The 25,714-nt window shown below is 56.9% G+C and carries 22 protein-coding genes; 7 read left to right on the forward strand and 15 right to left on the reverse strand.

Annotated elements, in window-relative coordinates; genetic code table 11:
• The first annotated feature begins 148 nt into the window (after nucleotides 1-148).
• Together I6L49_RS05340 and fabA are read left to right on the forward strand one after the other, a co-directional pair.
• Nucleotides 149-2,125, forward strand: a complete 1,977-nt coding sequence (locus I6L49_RS05340) for a Lon protease family protein (protein WP_069554855.1) — start codon at nucleotides 149-151, stop codon at nucleotides 2,123-2,125.
• A 98-nt stretch (nucleotides 2,126-2,223) separates the two neighbouring features.
• Entirely contained in the window at nucleotides 2,224-2,763 is a 540-nt protein-coding gene (gene fabA, locus I6L49_RS05345) for a 3-hydroxyacyl-[acyl-carrier-protein] dehydratase FabA (RefSeq protein ID WP_196783564.1), read from the forward strand.
• 84 nt (nucleotides 2,764-2,847) lie between these two features.
• Here fabA and rmf read toward each other — a convergent pair whose 3' ends face one another.
• From rmf to I6L49_RS05375, 6 genes are all read right to left on the reverse strand, one after another.
• A complete protein-coding gene (gene rmf, locus I6L49_RS05350) occupies nucleotides 2,848-3,024 on the reverse strand; it encodes a ribosome modulation factor (protein WP_010674759.1) in 177 nt (58 codons plus the stop codon).
• A gap of 161 nt (nucleotides 3,025-3,185) precedes the next feature.
• Nucleotides 3,186-5,099, reverse strand: a complete 1,914-nt coding sequence (locus tag I6L49_RS05355; protein WP_216950794.1) for an ABC transporter ATP-binding protein — start codon at nucleotides 5,097-5,099, stop codon at nucleotides 3,186-3,188.
• A 73-nt stretch (nucleotides 5,100-5,172) separates the two neighbouring features.
• Nucleotides 5,173-5,403, reverse strand: a complete 231-nt coding sequence (locus I6L49_RS05360) for a glutaredoxin family protein (protein ID WP_005360505.1) — start codon at nucleotides 5,401-5,403, stop codon at nucleotides 5,173-5,175.
• Entirely contained in the window at nucleotides 5,403-7,598 is a 2,196-nt protein-coding gene (rlmKL, locus tag I6L49_RS05365) for a bifunctional 23S rRNA (guanine(2069)-N(7))-methyltransferase RlmK/23S rRNA (guanine(2445)-N(2))-methyltransferase RlmL (RefSeq protein WP_216950795.1), read from the reverse strand. Before rlmKL ends, I6L49_RS05360 begins: the two co-directional genes overlap by 1 nt.
• A 139-nt stretch (nucleotides 7,599-7,737) precedes the next feature.
• Nucleotides 7,738-7,863, reverse strand: coding sequence for a type B 50S ribosomal protein L36 (ykgO, locus tag I6L49_RS05370; RefSeq protein WP_005336596.1), 126 nt, complete (start codon nucleotides 7,861-7,863; stop codon nucleotides 7,738-7,740).
• Nucleotides 7,864-8,127 (reverse strand): type B 50S ribosomal protein L31, encoded by a 264-nt coding sequence (locus tag I6L49_RS05375; RefSeq protein WP_005336598.1) that lies wholly within the window; start codon nucleotides 8,125-8,127, stop codon nucleotides 7,864-7,866. It abuts the gene before it with no gap.
• Nucleotides 8,128-8,375: 248 nt separating this feature from the next.
• Between I6L49_RS05375 and I6L49_RS21020 the strand changes: the two genes are divergently transcribed.
• Nucleotides 8,376-8,519 (forward strand): hypothetical protein, encoded by a 144-nt coding sequence (locus I6L49_RS21020; protein WP_254127550.1) that lies wholly within the window; start codon nucleotides 8,376-8,378, stop codon nucleotides 8,517-8,519.
• On the opposite strand, the gene I6L49_RS05385 is transcribed toward I6L49_RS21020, so the two are convergent.
• The 9 genes from I6L49_RS05385 to I6L49_RS05425 all read right to left on the reverse strand — a co-directional run bounded on the left by I6L49_RS05385 (nucleotide 8,507) and on the right by I6L49_RS05425 (nucleotide 22,178).
• Nucleotides 8,507-9,043: a cell division protein ZapC gene (locus I6L49_RS05385; protein WP_216950796.1), complete on the reverse strand. Its 537-nt coding sequence runs from the start codon at nucleotides 9,041-9,043 to the stop codon at nucleotides 8,507-8,509. The two genes, I6L49_RS21020 and I6L49_RS05385, sit on opposite strands and share 13 nt — an antisense overlap.
• A gap of 90 nt (nucleotides 9,044-9,133) precedes the next feature.
• A complete protein-coding gene (gene pyrD / locus I6L49_RS05390) occupies nucleotides 9,134-10,144 on the reverse strand; it encodes a quinone-dependent dihydroorotate dehydrogenase (RefSeq protein ID WP_005336601.1) in 1,011 nt (336 codons plus the stop codon).
• 77 nt (nucleotides 10,145-10,221) lie between these two features.
• A complete protein-coding gene (locus tag I6L49_RS05395; protein WP_216950797.1) occupies nucleotides 10,222-15,060 on the reverse strand; it encodes an NAD-glutamate dehydrogenase in 4,839 nt (1,612 codons plus the stop codon).
• A 278-nt stretch (nucleotides 15,061-15,338) separates the two neighbouring features.
• On the reverse strand, nucleotides 15,339-15,560 hold the full coding sequence (locus I6L49_RS05400) for a DUF2835 domain-containing protein (RefSeq protein WP_033136823.1): 222 nt from the start codon (nucleotides 15,558-15,560) through the stop codon (nucleotides 15,339-15,341).
• 70 nt (nucleotides 15,561-15,630) lie between these two features.
• Complete coding sequence (gene pepN, locus I6L49_RS05405; RefSeq protein ID WP_216950798.1) at nucleotides 15,631-18,255, reverse strand: aminopeptidase N; 2,625 nt, start codon at nucleotides 18,253-18,255, stop codon at nucleotides 15,631-15,633.
• 144 nt (nucleotides 18,256-18,399) lie between these two features.
• Nucleotides 18,400-20,415, reverse strand: coding sequence for a carboxy terminal-processing peptidase (prc, locus tag I6L49_RS05410; RefSeq protein WP_194496439.1), 2,016 nt, complete (start codon nucleotides 20,413-20,415; stop codon nucleotides 18,400-18,402).
• 8 nt (nucleotides 20,416-20,423) lie between these two features.
• Nucleotides 20,424-21,062 (reverse strand): RNA chaperone ProQ, encoded by a 639-nt coding sequence (gene proQ, locus I6L49_RS05415; protein WP_005351923.1) that lies wholly within the window; start codon nucleotides 21,060-21,062, stop codon nucleotides 20,424-20,426.
• A 102-nt stretch (nucleotides 21,063-21,164) separates the two neighbouring features.
• Complete coding sequence (locus I6L49_RS05420; protein WP_216950799.1) at nucleotides 21,165-21,623, reverse strand: GAF domain-containing protein; 459 nt, start codon at nucleotides 21,621-21,623, stop codon at nucleotides 21,165-21,167.
• Between the two features lie 93 nt (nucleotides 21,624-21,716).
• On the reverse strand, nucleotides 21,717-22,178 hold the full coding sequence (locus I6L49_RS05425; RefSeq protein WP_216951597.1) for a hypothetical protein: 462 nt from the start codon (nucleotides 22,176-22,178) through the stop codon (nucleotides 21,717-21,719).
• A gap of 281 nt (nucleotides 22,179-22,459) precedes the next feature.
• On the opposite strand from I6L49_RS05425, the gene ccoN reads away from it, so the two are divergent.
• Genes ccoN through ccoP form a run of 4 tightly spaced genes read left to right on the forward strand, consistent with a single transcriptional unit; the run spans nucleotide 22,460 to nucleotide 25,688 of the window.
• Nucleotides 22,460-23,884, forward strand: a complete 1,425-nt coding sequence (gene ccoN / locus I6L49_RS05430; protein ID WP_005336616.1) for a cytochrome-c oxidase, cbb3-type subunit I — start codon at nucleotides 22,460-22,462, stop codon at nucleotides 23,882-23,884.
• Nucleotides 23,885-23,900: 16 nt separating this feature from the next.
• Entirely contained in the window at nucleotides 23,901-24,515 is a 615-nt protein-coding gene (gene ccoO, locus I6L49_RS05435; protein ID WP_216950800.1) for a cytochrome-c oxidase, cbb3-type subunit II, read from the forward strand.
• A 10-nt stretch (nucleotides 24,516-24,525) separates the two neighbouring features.
• On the forward strand, nucleotides 24,526-24,705 hold the full coding sequence (locus I6L49_RS05440; protein ID WP_005336620.1) for a CcoQ/FixQ family Cbb3-type cytochrome c oxidase assembly chaperone: 180 nt from the start codon (nucleotides 24,526-24,528) through the stop codon (nucleotides 24,703-24,705).
• Nucleotides 24,705-25,688: a cytochrome-c oxidase, cbb3-type subunit III gene (gene ccoP, locus I6L49_RS05445; protein ID WP_021230094.1), complete on the forward strand. Its 984-nt coding sequence runs from the start codon at nucleotides 24,705-24,707 to the stop codon at nucleotides 25,686-25,688. Before I6L49_RS05440 ends, ccoP begins: the two co-directional genes overlap by 1 nt.
• Nucleotides 25,689-25,714: the final 26 nt, after the last annotated feature.

Genomic DNA, 25,714 nt, shown 5'->3' on the forward strand with positions numbered 1-25,714 from the left:
TCACGAACGTTGAAGACGCCTTTCCTAGAGGCTTGTGCGACTGCGCATAATGTATATTATGTTAAATCAAGTATCTTGTTTCCTGTTACCACTTATTGAACTGTGTATAATGGCAACAATTGATCCTATCTTCGACCGGATGTCTTAAGTGGCTGAATTAACATCAGAACAATTAAAACCCGCTTTTGCGATTGAACAGTTCACCAAGCTCAGCGAGCTTGAACCTATCCCCTTTGCTGCACTGCAACCCAGAGCCATTTCCGGCATCAAACGTCTTGCCAGTTTTGATGGTGACTGTCCGGTCATGCTGCTCAACGGGTTCCCCGGCGCAGATTACGAAGGCGTTTGCCAAACGTTGATTGCCGACTCCAATGGCAAGGATGGTGACCTGTTTGATCTCTGCTACACCGAGAATCTGAACAACCCCTACAAGCCTATCTGGCTGCGCCTGCAACCAGGCACCGGCGTTGAGTTTTGCGAAATGGTTGGCGAGCTACTCAAGCTGTTGAGCCACCATCTCGATGCCGAACGCATCGTGACCCGCATCATGCGCAAGCAGAACAATGATCCGAAAATCGATGATTTCCTCTCCGATCTGGCGGCTCACGTGGCATTGGGTCTGGAGTTCCAGCACCCCATTCTGATCAACCTGCTGATCCACCACGAAGCGCAGGAAGCGCCGGTGATTTATGGCCGTGATCTCAACTGGGATACCCTGTTTGGCTCCATCAATTACCAGACAGAACAAGGCTCTGTCTATGCCAACCAGCACCTTTTGGAGCCTGGTTTGTTGCGCGAAGCCAACGGCGGCTACCTCATTTTGCAACTGGATGAGCTGCTGGATCAGCCGCATCTCTGGTTCAAACTGAAAAATGCCATGCAAAAAGGCGAGCTGGACTGGAACGCCTATCAGGAAGGTAAAACCCTGACCCCCTTCTTCGCGCCTGAAGCGACCCCCATCAAGCTCAAGCTGATCCTGGTGGGTGACCGACTCGATGTGGCCGAGTTCCAGATGCTGGATCGGGATATGTCCGAACGCATTTTCCTGCGCGCGGATCTGGTGTCAGAGGTGAATATTGAAGAGGATCTGCAGGAATTTCTGCAGTACCTGGCCTGGCTGCGCCAGCGTTGGAGTCTGCTGGACTTCACGCCAGCCGCCCTCGCCGCCCTTTGTCGTCATGCCAGCCGCCTCTGTGACCATCAGGAGTGGCTGTCGCTCTCCGAAGTGCAACTCTCCGCCATCATGCGGATGGCTGACAGTCTGGCCCGGGAGCTGGAATCTGATGTGGTCACCGACGAACATATTCGCGGCGCACTGGAAGAGCAGGATTACCGCCTCAACTATCTGGTTGAGCAGTCCGATCAGGGGGTTATCGACGGCCAGATCCTGCTGCAAACCGATGGCGAAGAGATTGGCCAGATCAACGGCCTGTCTGTCATTCAGGTCTCCGGTCACCCTTATGACTTCGGTGAGCCGGTGCGCCTCACCGCGACCGTACACCTTGGTGATGGCGATGTGGCGGATATCGAGCGCAAAGCGGAGCTGGCCGGTCATATCCACGCCAAGGCGATGATGATTATCCACGGCTATCTCTCCAACAAATTTGGTGCAGAGAACCCCTCCCCCCTGTCGGCAAATCTGGTGTTCGAGCAGTCTTACCACGAAATTGATGGCGACAGTGCCTCACTGACCGGCTTGTGTGCCCTGCTCTCTGCCCTCGCCCGCCAGCCTATCTATCAGCACTTCGCCGTGACCGGTGCGGTCGATCAGTTTGGCAATGTGCAGGCCGTTGGTGGCGTCAACGAGAAGATTGAAGGCTTCTTCCGGGTGTGCAAAATCCACGGCATTACCGGCAAGCAAGGGATCATTTTGCCGGGCACCAACATCCAGCAGCTAAACCTCTCTGACGAGGTGATTGCAGCGGTTGAAGCGGGCCAGTTCCACATCCACCCGGTGGATCATGTGGAAGAGGCCATCGAGTTGCTGACTGGCTGTGTCGCCGGTGAGCCTGATATGCCCGATACCCTGTTTGGCCGTATTCAGGAGCGGTTGGACGAGTTGAACGGCTCCACTGCCAAAGTCGGACTGCTGCAATCCCTGCTGGGGCGCCTGTTTGGCCGCTGATGAAGTGATCGGAGTTGTTTAGCGAACAACTGTAAGCTAAATTGGCCCAGCTTTGACCCATTTGAAGGAAATACCGCGTGACCGTAGACAATACCACCATGGAAGCCCGCCTTTCCCTGTGCGAACAGGGCAAGAACTCTTTTACCCGTGAAGAGCTGCTGGCTTGCAGCCGTGGCGAACTGTTTGGTGAGGGTAACAGTCAGCTGCCTGCCCCCAACATGTTGATGATGGACCGCATCGTCAAGATCAATGACAACGGCGGCGAACACGGCAAGGGCGAGATCCTGGCTGAGCTCGACATTACTCCGGATCTCTGGTTCTTCGATTGCCACTTCCCGGGTGATCCTGTGATGCCTGGCTGTCTCGGTCTGGACGCCATGTGGCAGCTCGTCGGCTTCTTCCTTGGCTGGAAAGGTGGCCCCGGCAAGGGTCGTGCTCTGGGCGTAGGTGAAGTGAAATTCACCGGCCAGATCCTGCCGACTGCCAAGAAAGTGACCTACAAGATCACCTTCAAGCGCGTCATCAACCGCAAGCTGGTGATGGGAATTGCTGATGGTGTGGTCGAAGTTGACGGCCGTCCGATCTACAGCGCCACCGACCTGAAAGTGGGCCTGTTCAAAGATACCACCGCATTCTGATCTCTCTGATTGGTGGTAAAACAGCATTAACGCAAAGGGGCCACAACGGCCCCTTTCCTTTTGTAATGAGTGATGAAGTACCTGCTACTTCATGAAGAGGCCTGAGCCCCGCCCTTCCATGGCGTCACGCCAACCACCAAGCCAATGCCCTCGGGCATCCAGGCATTGATACGGACACGCTTCTTTCTGTTTGCCGACCACGCCAGCCTGATAACCACGAGCACGAGCTCTTTCCAGACGGTCCCGCTTCTGTCTCTTCATCATCTACGACCCTCTTCGTGGAACAAAAAAAGCGACCAATTCTGCATCGGTCGCTTTCATCTTTACTCCTGCGAGCGCACTCGGTCAAACAAAAACTTCCACCCTAACCGGGCTATGTGACACAAGGCACTGAACTGGATTAAGTTTTAATTACAGGGAACTTACTCCTGATTTTTGAGTCCTTCCAGCTCTTCCCAGCGAGCAAATGCCTGCTCCAGCGCGGCTTCAGCGGCATTGAGGGCATCGAGTTTCGGCTGGGTTTTATCTGCCGGCAGCGAGAAGAACCCAGGCTGGTTGATCTCGTTTTGCAGCGCATCCAGCTCGGCTTCCAGCTGCTCAAGACGAGCAGGCAACCCTTCCAGTTCAAGCTGCAGCTTGTAGGAGAGCTTCTTGCTCTTCTTCGGCGCTTCTGGCGCGGCGGCAACGACCGGCTCGGGCGCCTTGACCGGTGCACTCTTGGCCTGTTGCTGGGCATTCTGCTGTTCGCGGGTCGCCATCATATCGGCGTAACCACCCACGTAATCGCTGATGCGACCATCCCCCTCAAACAGCCAGCAGCCGGTCACTGTGTTGTCGATGAAGCGACGATCGTGACTCACCAGCAGCAGGGTGCCGGGGTAGTCGGAAAGCAGCTCTTCCAGCAGTTCCAGGGTTTCCACATCCAGATCGTTGGTCGGTTCATCGAGGATCAGCAGGTTGCTGGGCTTGAGGAACAGCTTGGCCAGCAGCAGCCGGTTCTTCTCGCCACCGGAGAGCGCCTTGACCGGCGTTCTGGCCCGCTTGGGCTCGAACAGGAAGTCCTGCAGGTAGCCGAGGATGTGGCGGGAGCGGCCACGCACCATCACCTCCTGCTTGCCCTCCCCGACGTTGTCCACCACGGTCTGCTCGGGATCGAGCTGCTCGCGGTACTGATCGAAGTAGGCTACCTCCAGATTGGTGCCCCCCTTGACGGTGCCACGGGTTGGCTCAAGCTGACCCAGCAACAGCTTGATCAGGGTCGATTTGCCGCAGCCATTGGGGCCGACCAGCGCAATCTTGTCGCCACGCAGCACTTGCAGATCGAGCCCCTTGAACAGGGTGCGATCGCCAAAATCCAGCCCCAGCCCTTCGGTCTCGAACACCAGCTTGCCGGAGCGATTGACCTCGTCCAGTTGCAGCTTGGCCTTGCCCTGCAGCTCGCGGCGCTGGCTGCGCTCCATGCGCATCGCCTCAAGGGCGCGCACCCGACCTTCGTTACGGGTACGGCGAGCCTTGATACCCTGACGCACCCACACCTCTTCCTGGGCCAGTTTGCGGTCGAACTCGGCATTTTTCAGCTCTTCGACCCGCAGCCACTCCTCTTTCCCCTGCAGGTACTCGTCGTAGTTGCCCGGCCAGGAGGTGATGGCGCCGCGATCGAGATCGATGATCCGGGTGGCCAGCTTGTGGATGAACTCCCGATCGTGAGAGATAAAGACGATGGCGCCGCGAAAATCCTTGAGGAAATCTTCCAGCCAGTTGATGGCTTCGATATCCAGGTGGTTGGTCGGCTCATCGAGCAGCAACAAGTCGGGATCACAAGCCAGCGCACGGGCCAGCGCCACTTTGCGCAGCCAGCCGCCGGAGAGGCTATCGAGGGTCACGTCAGGATCCAGCCCCAACAGGGTCAACACCTGACTGATACGGGTCTCGAACTGCCAGCCGTTCTGATAATCGAGCTGCTCTTGCAACTCGCTCATCTTGCGAATGTTGGCGTCTGACGGATCGCTCGCCAGCTCCATGGAGATGTGGTGGTACTGCTTGAGCAGTTCCCCCACCCCCGCCAGCCCTTCGGCAGCATAGTCAAACACCGTCAGCTCGCTGGAAGCCGGCGGATCCTGCTCAAGGCGGGTCACTTTCAAATCTTGTTGCAGCACCAGACGCCCGTCGTCCAGCGGCAATTCGCTGGCAATGACCCTCATCAGGGTGGACTTGCCCGCCCCGTTGCGGCCAACCAGACAGAGGCGCTCGCCCCGCTCGATGGTCAATTCGGCATTGTCGAGCAGCGGGAAATCACTGAACGACAGACATGCGCCGTGCAATGTTAAAAGAGCCATGTGTGTTCCTTATTTCATATGAAAAAAACGGGCAGCAGACTGGGTCTGCCCCCGTTTTATCGTCAAATCACTCTCACCCCTGACGGGCGGCCCAGCTTTTGAGCTCGGCCAGTGTGAAGGGCCAACCGAGCTCGTGGCCTGCTTCGTCACGCAGCACCGGAATGCGCACCCGATAGGCGGCAAGCCACTGCTCATCATCCATGATGTCGCACTGGCGGGTGGCGGTGGCAAGACCAGCCTCCTCCACCAGCGCCCAGGCCTGCTCGCACAGGTGGCAACCGTCGGTATGAAACAGGGTCAGCATCACGCCTCGCCTTGCTCCGGCGCATGGGTGATGATCCAGCAGTTGTGGATGTGCTGGTTACGTTCGAAATCCTTCGGTCGCGTCTTCTGGGTGATGTTCTGGGCCTTGAGACCAGTGGCCTCTAGACCGGCCAGATCCATCTTGAAGTGACGCTTGTTGTTGGAGAAGACCAGAGTGCCGTCCGTCGCCAGCAGGCGCTTCAGGTGCTGCATCAGCAGCAGGTGATCGCGCTGTACGTCGAAGCTCTCGTCCATCCGCTTGGAGTTGGAGAAGGTGGGCGGATCGATAAAGATGAGGTCGTACTGCTCGTCCGCTTCCGACAGCCACTTCAGGCAGTCGGCCTGGACAAACTTGTGCTGACGGCCCACCAGCGAGTTGAGGCGCATGTTGTCCTGTGCCCAGTTGAGGTAGGTGCGCGACATATCCACTGTGGTGGTCTCGCTGGCACCACCAAGACCTGCGTGCACGGTGGCACTGCCGGTATAGGCAAACAGGTTCAGGAAGCGCTTGCCACGGGCCATCTGACCCAGCATGCGGCGAGTCTGACGGTGGTCGAGGAACAGGCCGGTATCCAGATAGTCGTAGAGATTGACCCACAGACGGGCACCGTACTCCTGCACTTCCATCCGGTGCTGCTCTTCGGAGAGCTTCTGATACTGCTGTTTACCTTCCTGACGCTCACGCACCTTCAGGATCACCTTCTCGCCGTCCATGCCGGTCACCTTGATGGCGGCCTGAACCATGTCGAGCAGACGCTGACGAGTCTTCTGAGCGGGGATATCCTTGGGCGCGGCATACTCCTGCACCACCAGATAGTCCTGATAGCGGTCGATGGCGGCATTGTATTCCGGCAAGTCGGCATCGTAGATGCGATAGCAATCGATGCCCTCTTTGTTGGCCCACTTCTCGAGGGTTTTCAGATTCTTGCGCAGACGGTTGGCAAAGTCCTGCGCGACCTCTTTTTGGGAAGCCACGGAGTCCAGTGCGATTTGATAATTGCGCAGCTGACACTCGAGGGCGCCGTTGAACAGGCGATATTGCTTGTCGGCGCGCAGGCGCAGACAGCTAAGCAGCTCGGGCGATGCAGAAAGAATGGAGACTTTCCAACCCTGGAAACTGCGACGCAGAGCATCGCCCAGCGCCTGATGCACTTCCAGCAGCGCCGGGAACTCGCCAAGACGCTCGCCATAAGGCGGGTTGGAGATCAGCATACCGACCTGGCGGGCCTCCCCTTGACCTTCTTCCCCTTCAACAGGGGCAGGCATCGGCAGCGGGTTTTCCAGCTTGGTGACATCGGCTTGCTTGAAGGTGATGAGGTGGGCCACACCGGCCGCTTTGGCGTTGTCACGGGCTTTGAGCAGCACTCGACTGTCGGCATCGCAACCAAACAGTTTTACTTCGCAACGCTGCATGCCACGTTTGGCACGTACTTGCGCTTCCATCATCAGGCTCTGCCACAGCTCGCTATCGTGCTGCAGCCAGCGATCGAAACCGAAGCGCTCGCGGCGCAGCGCCGGTGCCATGTCGGCGGCGATAAAGGCCGCTTCAATCAGCAAGGTACCGGAACCGCACATCGGGTCCATCATGGGCTCACCGGCCCAGCCACTACGGGCAATCATGGCGCAGGCCAGGTTCTCTTTGAGCGGTGCTTCACCAGTGCCTTGACGATAGAAACGCTGGTGCAGCGCCGGGCCTGACAAGTCCAGCGTGATATTGGCCTTGCCCTTGCCCAGGTGCGCCATGATGCGAATATCCGGCGACTTCTTGTCCACGTCAGGACGTACGTGACCGCGCTTGGTGAAGCGGTCAACGATGGCATCCTTGATCTTCAGCGCGCCATATTGGGTATTACGAATGGCAGGGTTGGTACCGGTAAAGTCCACCGCGATGGTAGAGGTACCGGAGAAGTGCTCTTCCCAGGGAATGGTGTGGGCGCCCAGATAGAGATCCAGATCGTCGTTCATCTGGAATTCGGACAGCACCAGCACGATACGGGAGGCAAAACGGCTCCACAGGCAGGCCTTGTAGCCAATCGCCAGTTCGCCTTTGAAATGGACGCCAGCCACGGTCTCACGGACCTGCTCTGCGCCAAGATTGGTCAGCTCATCGGCCAACAGGTTTTCCAGCCCCTTGGGGCAGGTTGCAAAAAATTCTTTCATCACGCTCACGGGGAACCCATAAAAATAGTGCCGCATTATACCTCATCAGGCAGGCTGGAGCATGCAAAAGTCGGCGCAAACAGCAGGATAGAAACAGATTGATAGGTGGCGAAAAGGTAAAAGGCCCCATGACTACCCGATGGCGAGATCATGGGGCCAGACATCATTTAGCGGATCACTTCATACGAGCCTTGAAGCGGGGATTGCTTTTGCAAATCACGAACAATTTGCCCCGACGACGCACCAACTGACAATCGGGATGACGCGCCCTTGCGGATTTGAGTGAACAGACGACCTGCATTCAGGACTCCTTCTTGCTTGAAAATGCGCCAAAGCGCTTGTTGAAACGGGCCACACTCCCCTCACTCGATACCTGCTTCTGCTTGCCGGTATAGAACGAGTGCGACTGGCTGGAAACATCGAGCGATACGTAGGGATACTCCTTCCCGTCTTGCCACGTATAGCGGCGATCGCTCTTGATGGTTGACCCGACCAGGAAAAAGGCATCTGCTGCCGTGTCATGGAACAGCACCAAACGATAATCAGGATGAATATGAGGCTTCATGGTAACTCCATTTTGTTATGTTATAACAAAATGTAAGTGAGAATAGCTCTCGTTTCAAGCATAAAATGTCGTATGTAGAAAATCGCAGCAGTGAGTGATGTGTTGATAGCGAGGTGGAGGCACTAGGCAAGCAGAACGAAACAAGAATGAGACACCATGCTTGCAGCACGGAAGACCAAGATACTGCGTGGGTCAGAACACAAGGTACAAGTGGATGTAATAAGCCTCAGAGAGGCTGGATCACAACCATGAAGATCAATGAGAATGGGCAAGATGTTCGCGGATCAATGAAGGATCAGAAACGAGGCGCGATTGAGGTGTCCACAGTTAAAACAGGCAGCGGTGTAATCACAGAGATAAAAAGATTGATGAATATATATCAACTGACCTGACGATATTGCTCGGTCACGGTAATACGCGGCTTCATCCGGTTATTCATCACCTTGATCACCCCGAAACGCGGCAGAGTTTTACTGGTGGTCAATACCAGATCGGCAGTGAGGTTCAAACAGACGCTGGCCTGCTCCCCTGTCTCAATGACCATAAATTCGCCGTTGCCATGAGGTGTATTCATCAAGACCAGATCACCGTTTTGCGGGATCACTTGCGGATGCTGTTCACTAAAAAACCAGCTTTGCGGCATCAGGGGTTTATAAAAACGACTGACCGCGATGGCATTAAGCACCAACTGAACCTGATGGGGAATACTCCACTCAAGTTCGACTGCTTTATCCATCAACTGATAATAGAGGGCTGCATCATCGACACAAAAAGGTTGGGTCGTAAACGAGCTGGGCACCAATTGCCGCCCTTTATACTCGGTCGCAAATAACATGTTATCAGACAGGTCCAACATCAGACGGTCACTCTGGGCATCATAGTGCCATTGCCAGCTATCGGTCGGTTGGATAAACATGTTGGAGCCCTTACTTGATAATTACCAGTTGACTTTATTCCATATGCAGGAAATCAGCAACGTCAAATAAAGGGCCCCGCCATCTATTTCTTAAATATTGGTCACAATCTCTTTGACCAACCCCGGCCCTTTATAAATAAAGCCGCTATAAATTTGTACCAGACTGGCACCGGCGGCCAATTTTTCACGGGCGGCCATGGCACTATCAATACCACCCACACCGATAATTGGCAGAGCACCATTGAGCGCCTTGGCCAGATGACGGATCACCTCGGTACTCTTGTGCTGCAGCGGACGACCACTCAGGCCACCCGCTTCACCGGCGTGGGGCATGTCATAAATCATCTCGCGCTCGAGGGTGGTATTGGTGGCGATAACCCCATCAATACCATTCCGTACCAGCGACGCGGCCACCTGATCTATTTCTTCAAGGCTTAAATCCGGGGCAATTTTAACCGCCAGCGGCACATACTTTTTATATTGGGCGGCCAGCTCTTGCTGACGTACCTTGAGGGCTGCCAGCAATTCATCCAGCGCCTCGCCATATTGCAGCGAACGCAAACCCGGGGTGTTGGGGGAAGAGATATTGACGGCAATATAACCGGCATGATCATAAACCTTATCCATGCAGATCAGGTAATCATCCTTGCCCTGTTCGATGGGAGTGTCTTTGTTTTTGCCGATATTAATGCCGATGACTCCCTGATATTTGGCCTCTTTTACCTTGGCCACCAGATGATCCACCCCCTTGTTGTTGAATCCCATCCGGTTGATGATCCCCTCTGCCGGAATAACCCGGAACAGGCGCGGCTTGTCATTGCCGCTCTGGGGTCTGGGGGTGACGGTTCCTACCTCGATAAAGCCAAATCCCATGGCGCCCAGCGCGTCAATGCACTCACCATCTTTATCCAGACCGGCCGCCAATCCCACCGGATTGGCAAAAGAAAGCCCCATGACAGTGACGGGGCGTTTCGGCAAATTCTGGCGGAAGAAACAATCGAGTGGCGTACCGAGAAGGCGGGGCAAATATTTCATGGAGAGATCGTGAGCCTGTTCCGGATTGAGCTTGAACAGGAAATGCCTGGCGATGGGGTACAACATCTTTGCTCCTTAAAGAAAGCCCCGGCGACTGGCCGGGGCTTTGGGTGTAATGTCGGTGTCATGCCTTAATCTGGCAATTAAAGTGCCCGACAATTCAACTGGAGCAGGTTCAACTCTCGCAAGGCCACCGAGAACTTGGCGAACTCGTGGGTGCTGGTGGTCTTGAAGTCGGCCAACATGTGGGTCCAACGGGACAAGAGTTGCTCATGCTCCGAAATCCAGTCGGCCAGTATGGTAGCGCATTCTCCCTGATCTTTGCACCCTTCCAGTACCACAGAAGTGAGACTGCGTTGCTGCCAGTCCAGATCTTCGCGGAAGGAGGCTCGCGCCATCGCCTGCCAGTGGTTGCCGACCGGCTGATGGTTGATCTGGTCGAGGAACCAGTGAAGATCCAGTTTGGCCCCGAGGCGATAGTAAACATTGGCGGCGCGCAGAATATCGGTCTTGTGCTCCGCGGCAATCTGCGCCAGATCTAGGCTGGAGAAGAGGCTGCTCATATGGGCGACCTGACGGGCAATGGCCTCCGGCACCTGTTTATCCATCCACTTGGCAACAGCCTGACGATGCTCGGCCACTTCGCTCTCATCCATCACCTCGTAGAGGTGCTTCCCTAAGGTCTCGAACGCAGGACGGAAGAAGGCGATGTTCTCGCTGATGCTCCAGCTGCGATTGCGGGCACGCAGGAACCAGCGGGTGGCACGGCGCACAATGCGGCGGCTGTAGAACATCAGCTCGAGCTGAGTCTGGGCATCCACCAGGTTGTCGCACCCTTCGATATCGCGCCACAACTGGTTCATGCCAAACACTTCGCGGGCCATGGCGAAGCAGCAGGCCACTTCGGCGACCGAGGCACCGGTCTCGTCCTTCATCCGGCTGGCGAAGTTGAGCCCCATGTCGTTAACCAGCATGTTGGCCACCCGGGTAGCGATGATCTCGCCGCGTAGCGGGTGATCGGCCAGCTGGGCACCAAACTGCTGCTGTACTTTGGCCGGGAAGCTGGTGACCAGCATGTTGGCGAGGAAGGGCTCGTCGGTCACTTCCGGGCAGTTGAGCTGCTCTTTCAGTACCATCTTGCCGTACGCCACCAACACCGCCAGTTCGGGGCGGGTCAGTCCCTGCCCTGCCGCCATCCGCTCGGAGAGCTCCTCATCGGATGGCAGGAACTCCAGTGCACGATCGAGCTTGCCTTCCCGCTCCAGCCCCTGAATAAAGCGCTGCTGCTCTTTGAGTTGTTCAGAACCGCGGAAGCTGGTGACCGAGATGGACTGGGACTGGCGATAGGCGTTGGTGATGACAATCTGCGCCACGTCGTCGGTCATCTCATACAGCATCTGGTTACGCTGCTTGAGAGTCAGATCCCCTGCCGCCACCAATTGGTTCAGCAGGATCTTGATGTTCACCTCGTTGTCGGAGCAATCCACACCGCCGACGTTGTCGGTAAAATCGGTGTTGATGCGACCGCCCTGACTGGCGTACTCCACCCGACCGAGCTGGGTAAAGCCAAGGTTGCCCCCCTCACCCACAATACGGGCCCGCAGATCGCGACCATTGACCCGCAGAGCATCGTTACTGCGATCGCCCACCTCGGCATCGCTCTCGCGAGCGCTCTTCACATAGGTGCCGATGCCGCCGTTCCACAGCAGGTCGACATTGAGGCAAAGCAGCGCCTTGATCAGCTCGTTCGGCGCCATGCTGGCCTTGTCGGTACCGAGCAGGGTCTGCATCTCGGGGCTCAACTTGATGGACTTGGCCGAGCGCAGGAAGATGCCCCCCCCCTGTGATATCAGCTCGCGGTTGTAGTCATCCCAGCTGGAACCCGGCAGATCGAACAGGCGCTGGCGTTCGACAAAACTCTTGGCCGCATCCGGGGTTGGGTCAACGAAGATGTGCATGTGGTTGAACGCGCCCACCAGCCGGGTGTGCTCGGAGAGCAGCATGCCGTTGCCGAACACGTCGCCAGCCATGTCGCCGATCCCCACGCAGGTAAAATCGGTGGTCTGGCAGTTGACGCCGATCTCGCGGAAGTGGCGCTTGACCGACTCCCAGGCCCCGCGGGCGGTGATGCCCATCTTCTTGTGGTCGTAACCAACCGAGCCGCCGGAGGCGAATGCATCGCCGAGCCAGTGACCGTATTCGAGGCTTATTTCGTTGGCGATGTCGGAGAAGGTCGCCGTGCCCTTGTCGGCAGCAACCACCAGGTAGTAGTCATCCTCGTCGTGACGCACCACGGATTTGGGCGGGATCACCTCGCCGCCGATGATGTTGTCGGTCACATCGAGCAGGCCACGAATAAACAGGCGATAACAGGCCTTGCCCTCCTCCTGAATGACGGCACGGGGCGCCCCCACCGGCATCTGTTTGCAGTAGAAACCGCCCTTGGCCCCCACCGGCACAATGACGGTGTTCTTGACCTGCTGGGCTTTCACCAGACCCAGTACTTCGGTGCGGAAGTCCTCTTTGCGATCGGACCAGCGCAGACCGCCACGAGCCACCTTGCCCCAGCGCAGGTGTACCCCTTCCACTCGTGGCGAGTAGACAAAGATCTCGAACTTGGGTAGCGGCAGCGGCATGTCGGTGATGCTGGACGGCGCCAACTTGAAGGAGATGTAGGGCTTGATGTTGCCCGCCTTGTCCAGCTGGTAGTAGTTGGTGCGCAGGGTAGCGTCAATCATCTCCACATAGCGGCGAATGATGCGATCGTCATCGAGGTTAGCAACCTGATCCAGCTTGGCGGCAAGCTCCTCGTGCAGCTTGGCCTGTACCTTTGCGTCCTGCTTGCCGGCAGGATCCAGGCGCTGTTCGAACAGGGTAAACAGCAGTTGGGCGATATCGGGGTAGCGGGTCAGGGTCTCTTCGATATAGGACTGGCTGAAGGAGACGCCGGTCTGGCGCATGTATTTGGCATAGGCTCGCAGCACAGAGACCTGACGGCCGGTGAGACCCGCCCCCAATACCAGCCGGTTGAAGCCATCATCTTCCAGCTGCTTGTTCCAGATGGCGGCAAACGCCTGCTGGAAGCGCTGCTGGCTCTGGGCCAGATCAAAGGGCTGCTCGCCATGCAGCAGCATGGAGAAGTCGAGGATCCAGAACAGATCGCCGCCCGGAGTGCGAACCTGATACGGAGTCTCGCCGATCACCCGCAGTCCCATGTTCTCCAGCATCGGCAGCACGTCGGAGAGGTGAATGGGCTCGGTGCGGTGGAACAGCTTGAGCCGTACCCGACGATCGTTCTCCTCCTCCTGCGCGCGGTAGAACAGCATGCCCAGCGGCTCGGCTTCGCTCAGGTTATCGAGCGCCATGATGTCGGCCACGGCAGAGCCAGGCAGCACATCTTCCTTGTAAGCACGGGGGAAGGCGGTACTGAAACGGCGACGCAGCTCGTTGCCACGGGCCTCGCCATAGTGGGAAAGCAGCACGGAGTCGAGTCTGTCGTCCCAGCTGCGGGCCGCTTCAATCAGGTTGTTCTGTACTTCGTTCACATCCACATCCACGTTGTTGTTGTTGACCCGCACTATGTAGTGGGTCCGCGCCAGCACGCCTTCGGTGAAGTAGACGTTGAACTCCACCTCTTCATTGCTGCCAAAATATTTCTGCAAAATTTGCTGGGTTTTGATCCGCAGCGCCGTGTTGTAGCGCTCCTTGGTGACATAGACCATGCAGGAGAAGAAACGACCGTACACATCGCGGCGCACGAACAGCCGCAGCATGTCCCGCTCCTGCATCTCCAGCACGCCAAGGCCGGTAGCCAGCAGTTCCTCTTCACGGGCCTGGATCAGCTCGTCACGGGGATAGGTTTCCAGCACGTTCAGCAGCGCCTTGTAGGCGTGGGAGCCCTTCTCATGACCGGAGGCCGCCATGATGCGTTCGAGGCGATGGCTGATGAGCGGGATCTGGGTCGCGCTGGTGTTGTAGATGGAAGAGGCGTAGAGACCGATGAAGCGATCTTCCCCGATCACCTTGCCATGCTCGTCAAAGCGCTTGATGCCGATGTAATCCACATAAGCCGGACGGTGTACCCGGGACTTGCTGTTGGATTTGGTGAGGATCAGCAGATCAGAACTCAAGGCGGCGTGACGGGCGCTGGCAGGCATGTTGCCAAGGCGCTGGCCCACCTCCTTGATGGAGTTCTTCATCAGCCCAAGGCTGGAGCTCGCCTGCGGCAGGATCTCGTGATCCCCCTCCACCGCCTTGACGTCGTAACGACGATACCCCATCAGGGTAAAGTTGTGGGCAGCTACCCATTTGAGGAAAGCAACGCAGGAGGCCACCTCCTCCTTGCTGACCGGGTGCTTGCGCTTGGGCAGTTCGTCGATGATCTCATTGAGCTTGGCCAGCATGGGCTGCCAGTCGCCGACTGCCAGCGCCACTTCCCCGGCCACCGAGTTGAGCTCGGTAGCCAGCGCGGCCATCTGCTCCTCGCTGGTGAGGTGATCGATCTCGATAAGGAATGCTGTTTCAACCGATGTCTGCCCGTCGGTGTTGTCGAGCTCCAGAATGGCGTCAATCTTGCCATCCGCTCCACGAATGAGGTGCAGCGGTTGGTGCAGCATCATGTGGGCGGTGATATTGAGCCGTTTAAGCGCCATCCGGATGGAGTCAACTAGGAAGGGGGAGTCCTGCAGGATCACCTCGACGATGGTATGGGGCGATTGCCAGCCGTGACGGGTCAGCTCGGGATTGTAGACCCGGATGTAGGGATCGGTACCGCTGCGCTGATTGAGGGCATTCCACAGGCTCAGGGCCGCGCCGTAGAGATCGCTGTCATTGCGATCGTGCAGGTCGGAGCTCGCCATGTTGCCGTAGAACTTGGCAACGAAGCGCTCGACCAAAGAGGCACTGTTTTTGGGCAACTTCTGATGGATCAGACTGAGAACGTTTTCGAGCAGAACTGAGGTAGGGGCGTCTTTCAATGCCATTTTTATATTCCTTATCGGACGACATTAACCACCGACGCAGAGGCAACCACCCTGGTTACCCGCTGGTGCAGAGTTGTTGCGAAGTGTAATGGCTTGGATAAGGGAAGGCGAGGAAAGGTGCTAACGAGATGTTAAAAACAAGGTACAGATCACGGCTTAAACTGTGAGAAATTTTGCAAATAACCAAAAATACAGAAATTCCCACTACCTTTGTGCCAGTTTACCGGATAGATAGTGAGGCAAAGCAGATAAACCGTCGGTAATCTGTTCGATTTTTGTTAATTTATGCGTTCGAGGCTGATAAAGCGGTAATCGTCCTGGGTTTTCAGCCGAAAATAGCCATGCACACCATTGATGGCGACAAAGGGCCGTATTTTTTCTATGCCAAGCTCCAGGGTCAATCCCTGTTCGCTGCGCACCACCAGCCGTCTGGCATGGCCCTGATACATCAGCATCACCTCGTCACTGCTCAATGAGAGCCGAAAAGTAAACTGCTTCACGCTTGCTCCTGATCACACGACAAATCACACAATAGGGGCAGGCGCATTCACGCCCCTGCCCCGTCAACACTTACTGCTGTAGTGCCTTGCTGACCTTCTCGAACAGATCCCGTGCCAGCCCCTCAAGGTTGGCAAGACGGGTCAGCTCGGCGCGGATCAGGGCCTTGCGCGCCTCATCCAGTCGCTTGAACTGGATAAGCGGAGTGATGAGACGGGAGGCCACCTGCGGATTCACCTCGTTGAGATCGATCAGCAGATCGGTCAGGAAGCGGTAACCGCTGCCATCCACCGCATGGAACTGCACCTGATTGCTCATGGCGAAGCTGCCGATCAGCGCCCGCAGCCGGTTCGGATTGCGAATGCTGAAAGTGGGGTGACTCATCGCCTGCTTCACTTCGCTCAGCACATCGGCAGCCGGCTTGCTGCCAATCAGCCGCAGCCAGTTGTCCAGCACCAGTCCATCCTTGGCCCACTTGCCTTCAAAATCGGCCAGCAGCGCGGCACGGCATGGCAGCAGATAGCCGTTGGCCACCTGTAGCGCCGCCAGGGTGTCGGTCATGTTGTCGGCGGTTGCGTACTGCTCGCGCGCCAGCGCATCGGCATGCTCCGCATCCAGCGCCGCCAAATAGCCGAGCACCACCCCTTTGAGGGCCCGTTTGGCCATGTCGGCGTGCACCACATGATAACCGTTCAGACGCAGGCTCTGATAGGAAGTCGCCAGGCGCGCGCCAAAGGCCTCGGCAAGACGGGTGTGGATCGCGTCGCGCACCTGATGGATGGCATCGATATCGGCCACCTCGAACAACTCGGCCAGGGTCGCTTCACCCGGCAGCGCCAGGATCTCCGCCTTGAGGGCCAAATCGAGATCGCTGTCGTCCAGAATGGCGACGAAGGCAGCAAGCAGGGTTTGGGATAGCTCAACCCCCTGCCCGTGCTGGACCCGTGCCACCCCGTCGATGACCGCCTTGTTGATCAGCATCTGGGCCGCATCCCAGCGGGCAAACTCGTTGCGAGCAAAGCGCATCAGGAAGGCGAGCGCTTCATCGCTGTAGTCATAGTGCAGTTTGACAGGTGCGGAGAAGTCCCGCAGCAGGGAGGGCACCGGCTTGACCGGCACCTGATCGAATTCGAAGGTCTGCTTCGCTTCCTGCACATCGAGCACGTTGCCGATGGCCTTGCCCTGATATTGCAGTGCAATGACGGCACCTTGCTCGTCATAGAGCTCGATGTCGAGGGGGATATGCAGCGGCAGCTTCTGCGGCTGATCCTGAGTCGGCGGGGTGTGCTGGCTCACATGGAGGCGATAGATACCACTGGCGGCATCGTACTCGTCGGTCACAGTCAGCTCGGGCGTGCCGGACTGGCTGTACCAGCGGCGGAAACGACCGAGATCCACACCGGACGCATCCTCCATCGCTTGCACGAAATCATCGCAGGTGGCGGCCGAGCCGTCGTGACGCTCGAAGTAGAGGCGCATACCGGCCTGGAAGGCCTCTTCACCTAGCAGGGTGTGCATCATGCGGATCACTTCCGACCCCTTCTCATAGACGGTCAGGGTGTAGAAGTTGTTCATCTCGATCACCACATCCGGGCGGATCGGATGCGCCATGGGGCCGGCATCTTCGGCAAACTGCGGGCCGCGCACGGTACGCACGTTGTTAATGCGGTTGACGCCGCGGGAGCCCAGATCGGAGGAGAACTCCTGATCCCGGAATACCGTCAGCCCCTCTTTCAGGCTGAGCTGGAACCAGTCGCGGCAGGTGACGCGGTTGCCGGTCCAGTTGTGGAAATATTCGTGACCGATCACCCGTTCGATACCGTGGTAGTCGCTGTCGGTAGCGGTGGCAGGATTGGCCAGCACGAATTTGGAGTTGAAGATGTTTAGCCCCTTGTTCTCCATGGCGCCCATGTTGAAGAAGTCCACCGCGACGATCATGTAGATGTCGAGATCGTACTCGAGGCCGAAACGCTGCTCGTCCCAGCGCATGGAGTTGATGAGGCTCTCCATGGCAAAACCGGCGCGATCGAGGTTGCCCTTGTCGACGAAGATCTCGAGGGCCACTTTGCGGCCGCTCTTGGTGGTGTAGTGGCTGCGCTCCACATCGAAATCACCGGCCACCAGCGCAAACAGGTAGCTCGGTTTGGGGAAAGGATCCTGCCACTGCACGAAGTGACGGCTGCCATCCAGATCACCGCTGTCGACCTTGTTGCCATTGGATAGCAGGAAGGGATATTTGGCTTTGTCGGCGGTAATGCGGGTGCTGTAGCGCGCCAGAATGTCGGGGCGATCCAGATAATAGGTAATGCGACGAAAGCCCTCAGCTTCACACTGGGTGCAGTAGGCATCGCCAGACTTGTAAAGCCCTTCGAGTGCGGTGTTGGCGGCCGGATCCAGCAGGGTGACAATGGTCAGCACACATTCGGCCGGCAGGTTGAACAGGGTCAGACTGCTCTCGCCTTGCTCGTAGTGGTCACAGGGAATGCCATCGATGGCAATGCTCTTGAGGGTCAGCTGCTCGCCATCGAGGACCAGCGGCGCATTGTGCTCGCCGTTGCGGCGAATGCGGGTGATGGCAGTGACCTGGGTCAGCGGCTCCTGCAGTTGGAAATCGAGGTCGATAGTGTCGATCCAGTAGAGCGGCGCCTGATAATCCTGGCGATATTTGGCCGTCATGGCCTGGGAGTGATCGGTCATTATTGTCTGCTTCCACGCTTGTTAAAGGCGAGAAAGAGGCTGTCACAACCAACTGGCGGGGTCAAACAATTTGCATTACGCCAGATAAGCCAGACAAAAAGAAAGGGCGACCGCAGTCGCCCTTGTGCATTGGAGGTCGCTTTGTCAGCTGCGTTTGCTGACCTTGGCCAGATCTGCCGTGATATTGGCCGCTTCGATGAGATACTCATCCGGCGCTTCAAAATCAGCGGGCAGCTCATCCAGACTCTTCACCGCCGGCTTGCCAAGACGTGCCAGACGCTCGTTGGTACGTTTGAGCGCTTTCTCATCCTGTCTCGCCTGCTCTGCAACACGCTCCGCCTCGTTGAGGGAGACCGACTTCTTGTCTTTCTCCTCCTTGTAGTCGGCGATGTCTTGCATCACATAGGCAAACTCGGGATCCTTGGCGATCCGGGCATCGTGCGCCGCCTGCAACTTGGGCAGTACGCTGGCGAAGTTGCCGAGTTTCTCGTAGTTGGCGGAGGCAATCTTGTCCCACGGCAACGCATTGAACTCACGGCTTTCGCCCGTCTCTTCCGGAGCAACCGGTGTCGGGAAGCTGATATCCGGCGCAACGCCCTTGTTCTGGGTGCTGCCACCGTCGATCCGGTAGAACTTGGCGATGGTGTACTGCACGTGACCCAGCGGCTGCTCGTAGAAGTCATAGACCTTGGCGAGGCTGCGATGCTGCTGCACCGTCCCCTTGCCGAACGAGTTTTCACCCAGAATCAACGCGCGGCCATAATCCTGCATGGCAGCTGCGAAGATCTCGGAGGCCGAGGCACTGTAGCGGTCGATCATCACCGACATGGGGCCGCCGTAGTAGACGTTGCCATCGTCATCGCCATTGACCGTGATACGGCCCATGTGATCACGAATTTGCACCACGGGACCGCTGGCAAAGAAGAGACCGCTCAGGGCGGAAGCTTCGGTCAGGGCGCCGCCGCCATTACCGCGCAGATCGATGATCAGACCATCGATCTTCTTCTTGTTCAGGCTGGAGAGCTCCTTGATCACGTCATCGTGCAGATTGACGTAGAAACTCGGGATCTCGATGACGCCAATTTTCTTGCCTTCGGCGTTAATCACCTTGGACTTGGCAGCCCGGTCTTCAAGGCGCACCTTGTCGCGAGTCAGTTCGATCTGCTCGGTCTTGGCAGTTGCGCCCTTGCCGCGCTGGATCTCCAGCTTGACCTTGCTCCCCTTGGGCCCCTTGATGAGCTCGACCACGTCATCGAGACGCCAGCCGATCACATCGACAATCTTGCCATCTTCCTGCCCCACCCCGGTGATCTTGTCATCGGGTTTGAGGTGGTTGGATTTGGCAGCCGGGCCACCGGGCACCAGAGAACGGATGACGGTAAAGTCATCTTCCGCCTGCAACACGGCACCAATCCCCTCCAGCGAGAGGTTCATCTCGGTATTGAAACGATCGGCACTGCGCGGTGAGAGGTAACTGGTGTGCGGTTCGATGGCGCGAGCGAAGGAGTTCATGAAGAGCTGGAAGACATCTTCGCTCTCGGTCTGGGACATCCGCTTGATGGCGTTGTTGTAACGCTTGCCAAGCAGCTCCTTGATCTCGGGCCACTCCTTGCCGCTGAGCTTTAGGCTCAGGGCATCGAACTTGACCCGCTGACGCCACAGCTCGTTGAGCTCTGCTTCATCTTTGGGCCAAGCCGCCCCTTCCCGATCAAACACATAGTTGTCGGTCTGGGTAAAATCGAAAGGAGTATCAAGCAGTTTGAGGGCGTATTCGAACCGCTCATAACGCCGCTGCTGACTCAGGTTGAACATCTCGTAGGCGGGAGCCAGACGGCCTCTTTCGAGGTCGGTGTCAAAACCGTTACGGTACTTTTCAAAACGGCTGATATCAGAGGCCAAAAACAGGTTGCGGCTGTAGTCCAGATTCTCCAGATATTTATCGAAAATCACGGAGGAAAAGGCATCGTCCAGCTTGAACTGTTTGTAGTGCGAGCGGGTAAACAGATTGGTAATTCGCTTGCTGGCCGTAGCATGTTGGCTCTCTTGAGCCAACACAGGCAAATCACTCTCCTTGAGCACCGGCTCGATGGCCTGTGCAAGCCCGGCAAGCGCCAGGCTACAGGCAACGAGGGAAAAACGAATTACGCCATGCTTCAACATTTGTCTCCTTAGAGAACCAAGTGCTCTGATTTGACCCGCACCATCATGCCGGTCTGCAGTTGGACCTGTACATCGTCCTTGGTTACTTCCTTGATGGTTGCCGGAACCGGGAATTTACCCATAACGACGCGCACATCCTGGCCCACTTTCAGCGTAGCGGCATCCACTTTAACCAGCGGAGCGTCAGCGACCGGTGCCTTGGCGGCAGCTTTCGGCTTGGCAGCTACATCAGCTTTCTCGGTTTTGCGCACAGCAGGACGACGGGGCTTCTTGGCCTTCTCATCCTTCTCTTTGGTATTGGTACGACGGCTGGCGAATACGCGCTCTTTGCTCTCTTTCAGAGCTTGCTTGGCGTGCTCGATGTGCTCTTCGGTCAGCAGCTCGCCCGGGTTGCCATCCAGATCAACGCGAGCCTGGCCAGCTTTGAGACCGTGCAGGTAGCGCCAGCTGGAGGTGTATTGACGCAGTGCGGAACGCAGCATGGTCTTGGAGACTCTGGCATCGTCAGCAAGACGCTCGGCCAAATCCTGGAAGATGCCAATCTTGAGCGGCTTGGCCTCTCCTTCAGCAACGAAGCAGGCCGGGAATTTCTCGACCAGGTAGGCAACGATCTCTTTACTGTTCTTCAGCTTCTCAGTGTTTTCCATGTATAACCTTGGCTTTCATATAAACGCACGGGCACGTCCCGAGCACAACAAAGGCCCCATTATAGAGAGCTTGGGGCCTTTTGCGAACCATCTAGCAATGACTTAGAGCATGCTTTCCAAAATTTGCACCGTTTCTTCGAGGCCAATCCGGTCTTGCTGGTCGAAACGGTTAAAAATCGGACTGTCGATATCGAGTACCCCGATGATCTCGCCACCACGGCGCACCGGGATCACGATTTCCGAGTTGCTCGCGCCATCACAAGCGATGTGACCGTCGAACTGGTGGACATCGTCAATAAGCTGGGTTTTCCCCTCTGCCACTGCCGTACCACACACCCCGCGGCCGACCGGGATCCGCACGCAGGCCGGTTTGCCCTGAAATGGCCCCAATACTAGGGTCTCGCCCTGCAACAGATAAAAACCGACCCAGTTGATCTTCTCCAGCTCCTGATTCAACAGTGCGGAGAGGTTGGCCAGATTGGCAATAAGATCGGTTTCCCCCTCCAGCAGCGCCTTGGCCTGCTGGTTGAGGGTGCGATAAAACGGTTGTTTTTCAATCATGATTAAATGAACTTCACTCCCTGATGGTTTGGGGAAGGTAACGCCTGGCCGGGAAATTTCAAATATTTTTTCCACTCCCCACCTCTTGCGCCGTTATTCCCGGGTAACGGAAAGCGCCAATTGCTGGCGTTGACCATTACTCCACTCGATATTTAACAACCAGATCATGACGGGTGATGTACAGCTCCCCACCTGGGTTACCCCCTGCCACTGTCCGTCTATTTCTTCAAAGCTCACCGGAATGGTGCCCATAAACATATCTTTGCCTTCGAGTGTCGCCTTCACCGGTTTGACGGCCGGATCGCCGCCGGTAATAGCGATGGCAAAGTCATGTTCGGCGCGCAGCGGTAATTCCTTGATGGCGACCGTCAGCGGCTTGTCACCAATCAGCGCGCTGCAAGGGGTGTGGGAAAGATCACAAATCTGATCTTTTTTCTGGTCAGCAGAGACGCTTTGATCGGCCGAAAACCAGGTGCGATAGGCCATCAGCGCCAATAACAGCGCCAACACCAGTACGAGGTGCAAAACTTTACGTGCGGTAAGTCTCTCTTTCATCAAAAACAGCCCGATTAAGATGCAATTAAAATAGTTTTTTGTGATCTCGAACAAGGTAAAAAACTGCCATATCGAGACCGGACGGAGCCAAATATATCACTGTTTATACTGTTATTTTACCTGTCACTTCAGTATCATTCCCATGCAGTTTTCATTTAGCCATCTTTTGCTTTTCCTTTCGTTAACAGATGTTAACAACTGGTCGGCGGTGGCTGATGAAGCCAGTCCGGTTCTCCGGATACAAAACCAAACAACAGCAGCATCGGAAGCGGAATATAACGATGAGCCATACAACTAACCATCCTGAGTACAACTACACCGTTGTTCGCCAGTTTACCGTCATGACGATTGTCTGGGGAATTGTCGGCATGTCGGTTGGCGTACTGATCGCAGCCCAGTTGATCTGGCCTGCCCTCAACTTCGAGACCCCGTGGCTGACTTACAGTCGTCTGCGGCCCCTCCATACCAACGCAGTGATCTTCGCCTTCGGCGTCAGTGCACTTATGGCCACCTCGTTTTACGTGGTGCAGCGCACCTGTCAAACCAGACTGTTTGGTGGCCCGCTGGCAACCTTCGTCTTCTGGGGCTGGCAAGCAATCATTCTCTCTGCCGCCATCTCTCTTCCGCTGGGTTACACCTCCGCCAAAGAGTATGCCGAGCTGGAGTGGCCGATTGATATCGCCATCACTGTGGTATGGGTCGCCTATGCCATCGTCTTCTTCGGCACCCTGATGAAGCGCACCACCTCCCACATTTATGTGGCGAACTGGTTCTTCGGCGCCTTCATCATCACCGTTGCGGTGCTGCACATTGTCAACAATATGGAAGTGCCGCTCTCCGGCATGAAGTCCTACTCCATGTACTCCGGCGCCATGGACGCCATGGTGCAGTGGTGGTATGGCCACAACGCGGTAGGCTTCCTGCTGACCGCCGGCTTCCTGGGGATGATGTACTACTTCGTGCCCAAGCAGGCCGGTCGTCCGGTTTACTCCTATCGCCTCTCCATCGTCCACTTCTGGGCGCTGATCTCCCTCTATATCTGGGCCGGTCCGCACCACCTGCACTACACCGCACTGCCAGACTGGGCACAGTCGCTGGGCATGGTGATGTCCCTGATCCTGTTCGTGCCCTCCTGGGGTGGCATGATCAACGGCATCATGACCCTCTCCGGTGCCTGGCACAAGCTGCGTTATGACCCCATCCTGCGCTTCCTGATCGTCTCCCTGTCGTTCTACGGCATGTCGACTTTCGAAGGCCCGATGATGGCGATCAAAACCGTCAACGCCCTCTCCCACTACACCGACTGGACCGTCGGTCACGTTCACTCCGGTGCGCTGGGCTGGGTTGCCATGGTCTCCATCGGTGCGGTCTATCACCTGATCCCGAACCTGTTCGGCCAGGGCCGGATGTACAGCGTCAAGCTGATCAACGTTCACTTCTGGCTGGCGACTGTGGGCACAGTGCTCTACATCGTTGCCATGTGGATTTCCGGCGTGATGCAGGGCCTGATGTGGCGTGCAGTCAACGAAGACGGCACCCTGACCTACAGCTTCGTTGAAGCGCTGCAGGCATCCTATCCCTTCTATTTCGTGCGCTTCCTGGGAGGCTGCTTCTTCGTCACCGGCATGTTGCTGATGGCTTACAACGCCTATCGCACCATCACTGCGCCCAAAGGTTCTCTGGAACCTGTCGCCCAGCCAGCATGATTGAAGAGGTCAACCCATGAGCAACAATAACCGTCACGAAATATTTGAAAAAAGCGTTCCCATGCTGGTGGTCGGCATCATATTCGCCATCAGTCTGGGGGGCCTGGTTGAAATCACTCCGCTGTTCTTCCAAAAGCAAACCACCGAGCCGGTGGAGGGCCTCAAGCCCTACACCGCTCTGCAGATGGAAGGACGCGACATCTTCATTCGCGAAGGCTGCACCAACTGCCACAGCCAGATGATCCGTCCGTTCCGTGCCGAAACCGAGCGTTACGGTCACTACTCGGTCGCCGGTGAGAGCGTCTGGGAGCACCCCTTCCTGTGGGGCTCCAAGCGTACTGGTCCGGATCTGGCCCGTGTTGGTGGCCGCTACTCCGACGAGTGGCACAAGGTTCACCTGATCAACCCGCGCGATGTGGTACCGGAATCCAACATGCCCGCCTACCCCTGGCTTGATACCAATGTGCTGACCGGCGAGATGACCGCCAAGAAGCTGGTGCTCTTCCGCGATCACTTCGGTGTGCCCTATACCGACGCCGATATTCAGGGTGCGGGCGAAGCCGTCAAGGGCAAAACCGAGCTGGATGCGCTGGTGGCCTATCTGCAATCACTGGGTCATGCCCTGAAATAAGGAGGCGAAGATGGACTACGGCACATTTCGCGGTCTGTATACCCTGCTGTTGATGGCCATCATGATTGGCATCATCGTCTGGGCCTACAGCAAACGCCGCAAGACCTCTTTCGACGAGGCTGCCAATCTGGTTTTTGCCGATGATGAGCAACCCGGTGCTGATAAAAAGAACGCAGGAGCGAAACAATAATGAGCACTCTGTTTAGCATTTTTGTGACTGTCATCAGTCTGGGAACCATCCTCGGCTGCTTCTTGCTGCTGATGTGGTGCCGCAAGGACAAGATGGGTGTTGAAGAAGGCAAATCGATGGGTCACTCCTTCGATGGCATCGAGGAGATCAACAACCCGCTGCCGAAGTGGTGGACTTACATGTTCCTCTTCTTCATAGTCACCGGTCTGGTCTATCTGGTCGCCTTCCCGGGGCTTGGCAACTTCAAAGGCCTGCTGGGCTGGCAAAGTTCCAACCAGGATGTGCGCTCGCTGGCCGAGTCCAAGGCTGCAACCGAATCGGCCAAGGCCGAAGGTCGCGCAGTGGAGTATGACCGCGAGGTCGCCAAGGCTGACGAGATCTACGGCGCCAAGTTCCGTGAACTCACCTACGAAGCGGATGGCAAAACCTATCGTGCCATCACCGAGATCGCCAAGGATCCGGAAGCCCTGAAAGTGGGTCAGCGTCTGTTCTTGCAGAACTGCTCCCAGTGCCACGGCTCCGATGCCCGTGGTGGCCGCGGCTTCCCGAACCTGACCGACAGCGAATGGCAATGGGGCGGCCAGCCTGATCAAATCAAGACCACCATCATGGGCGGTCGTCAGGGGATCATGGCGGCCTGGGGTGAAATCCTCGGCAAAGATGGTGTTCAGGAAGTGGCCTCCTATGTGCTGAGCCTCTCCGGTCGCAAGGTCGACCTGGTGGAAGCGAAGAAAGGTGAAGCACGCTTTGCCATCTGCGCAGCTTGCCACGGGGCCGATGCCAAGGGCGGTGTTGCCGTCGGTGCGCCAGATCTGACCAACAACACCTGGCTCTACGGTGGCTCCCGCGAAGTGGTGGTGCAAACCATCACCCATGGTCGTCACGGCGTGATGCCAGCCTGGAAAGATATTCTGGGTGAGGACAAGGTTCACCTGCTGGCCTCCTACGTTTACAGCCTGTCTCATCAACAGTCTGCCAAATAAGGTTCGCCCGTAACGTTGTAACATGT

The sequence above is a fragment of the Aeromonas sp. FDAARGOS 1419 genome, assembly GCF_019047045.1.
Taxonomy (GTDB): domain Bacteria; phylum Pseudomonadota; class Gammaproteobacteria; order Enterobacterales; family Aeromonadaceae; genus Aeromonas; species Aeromonas veronii.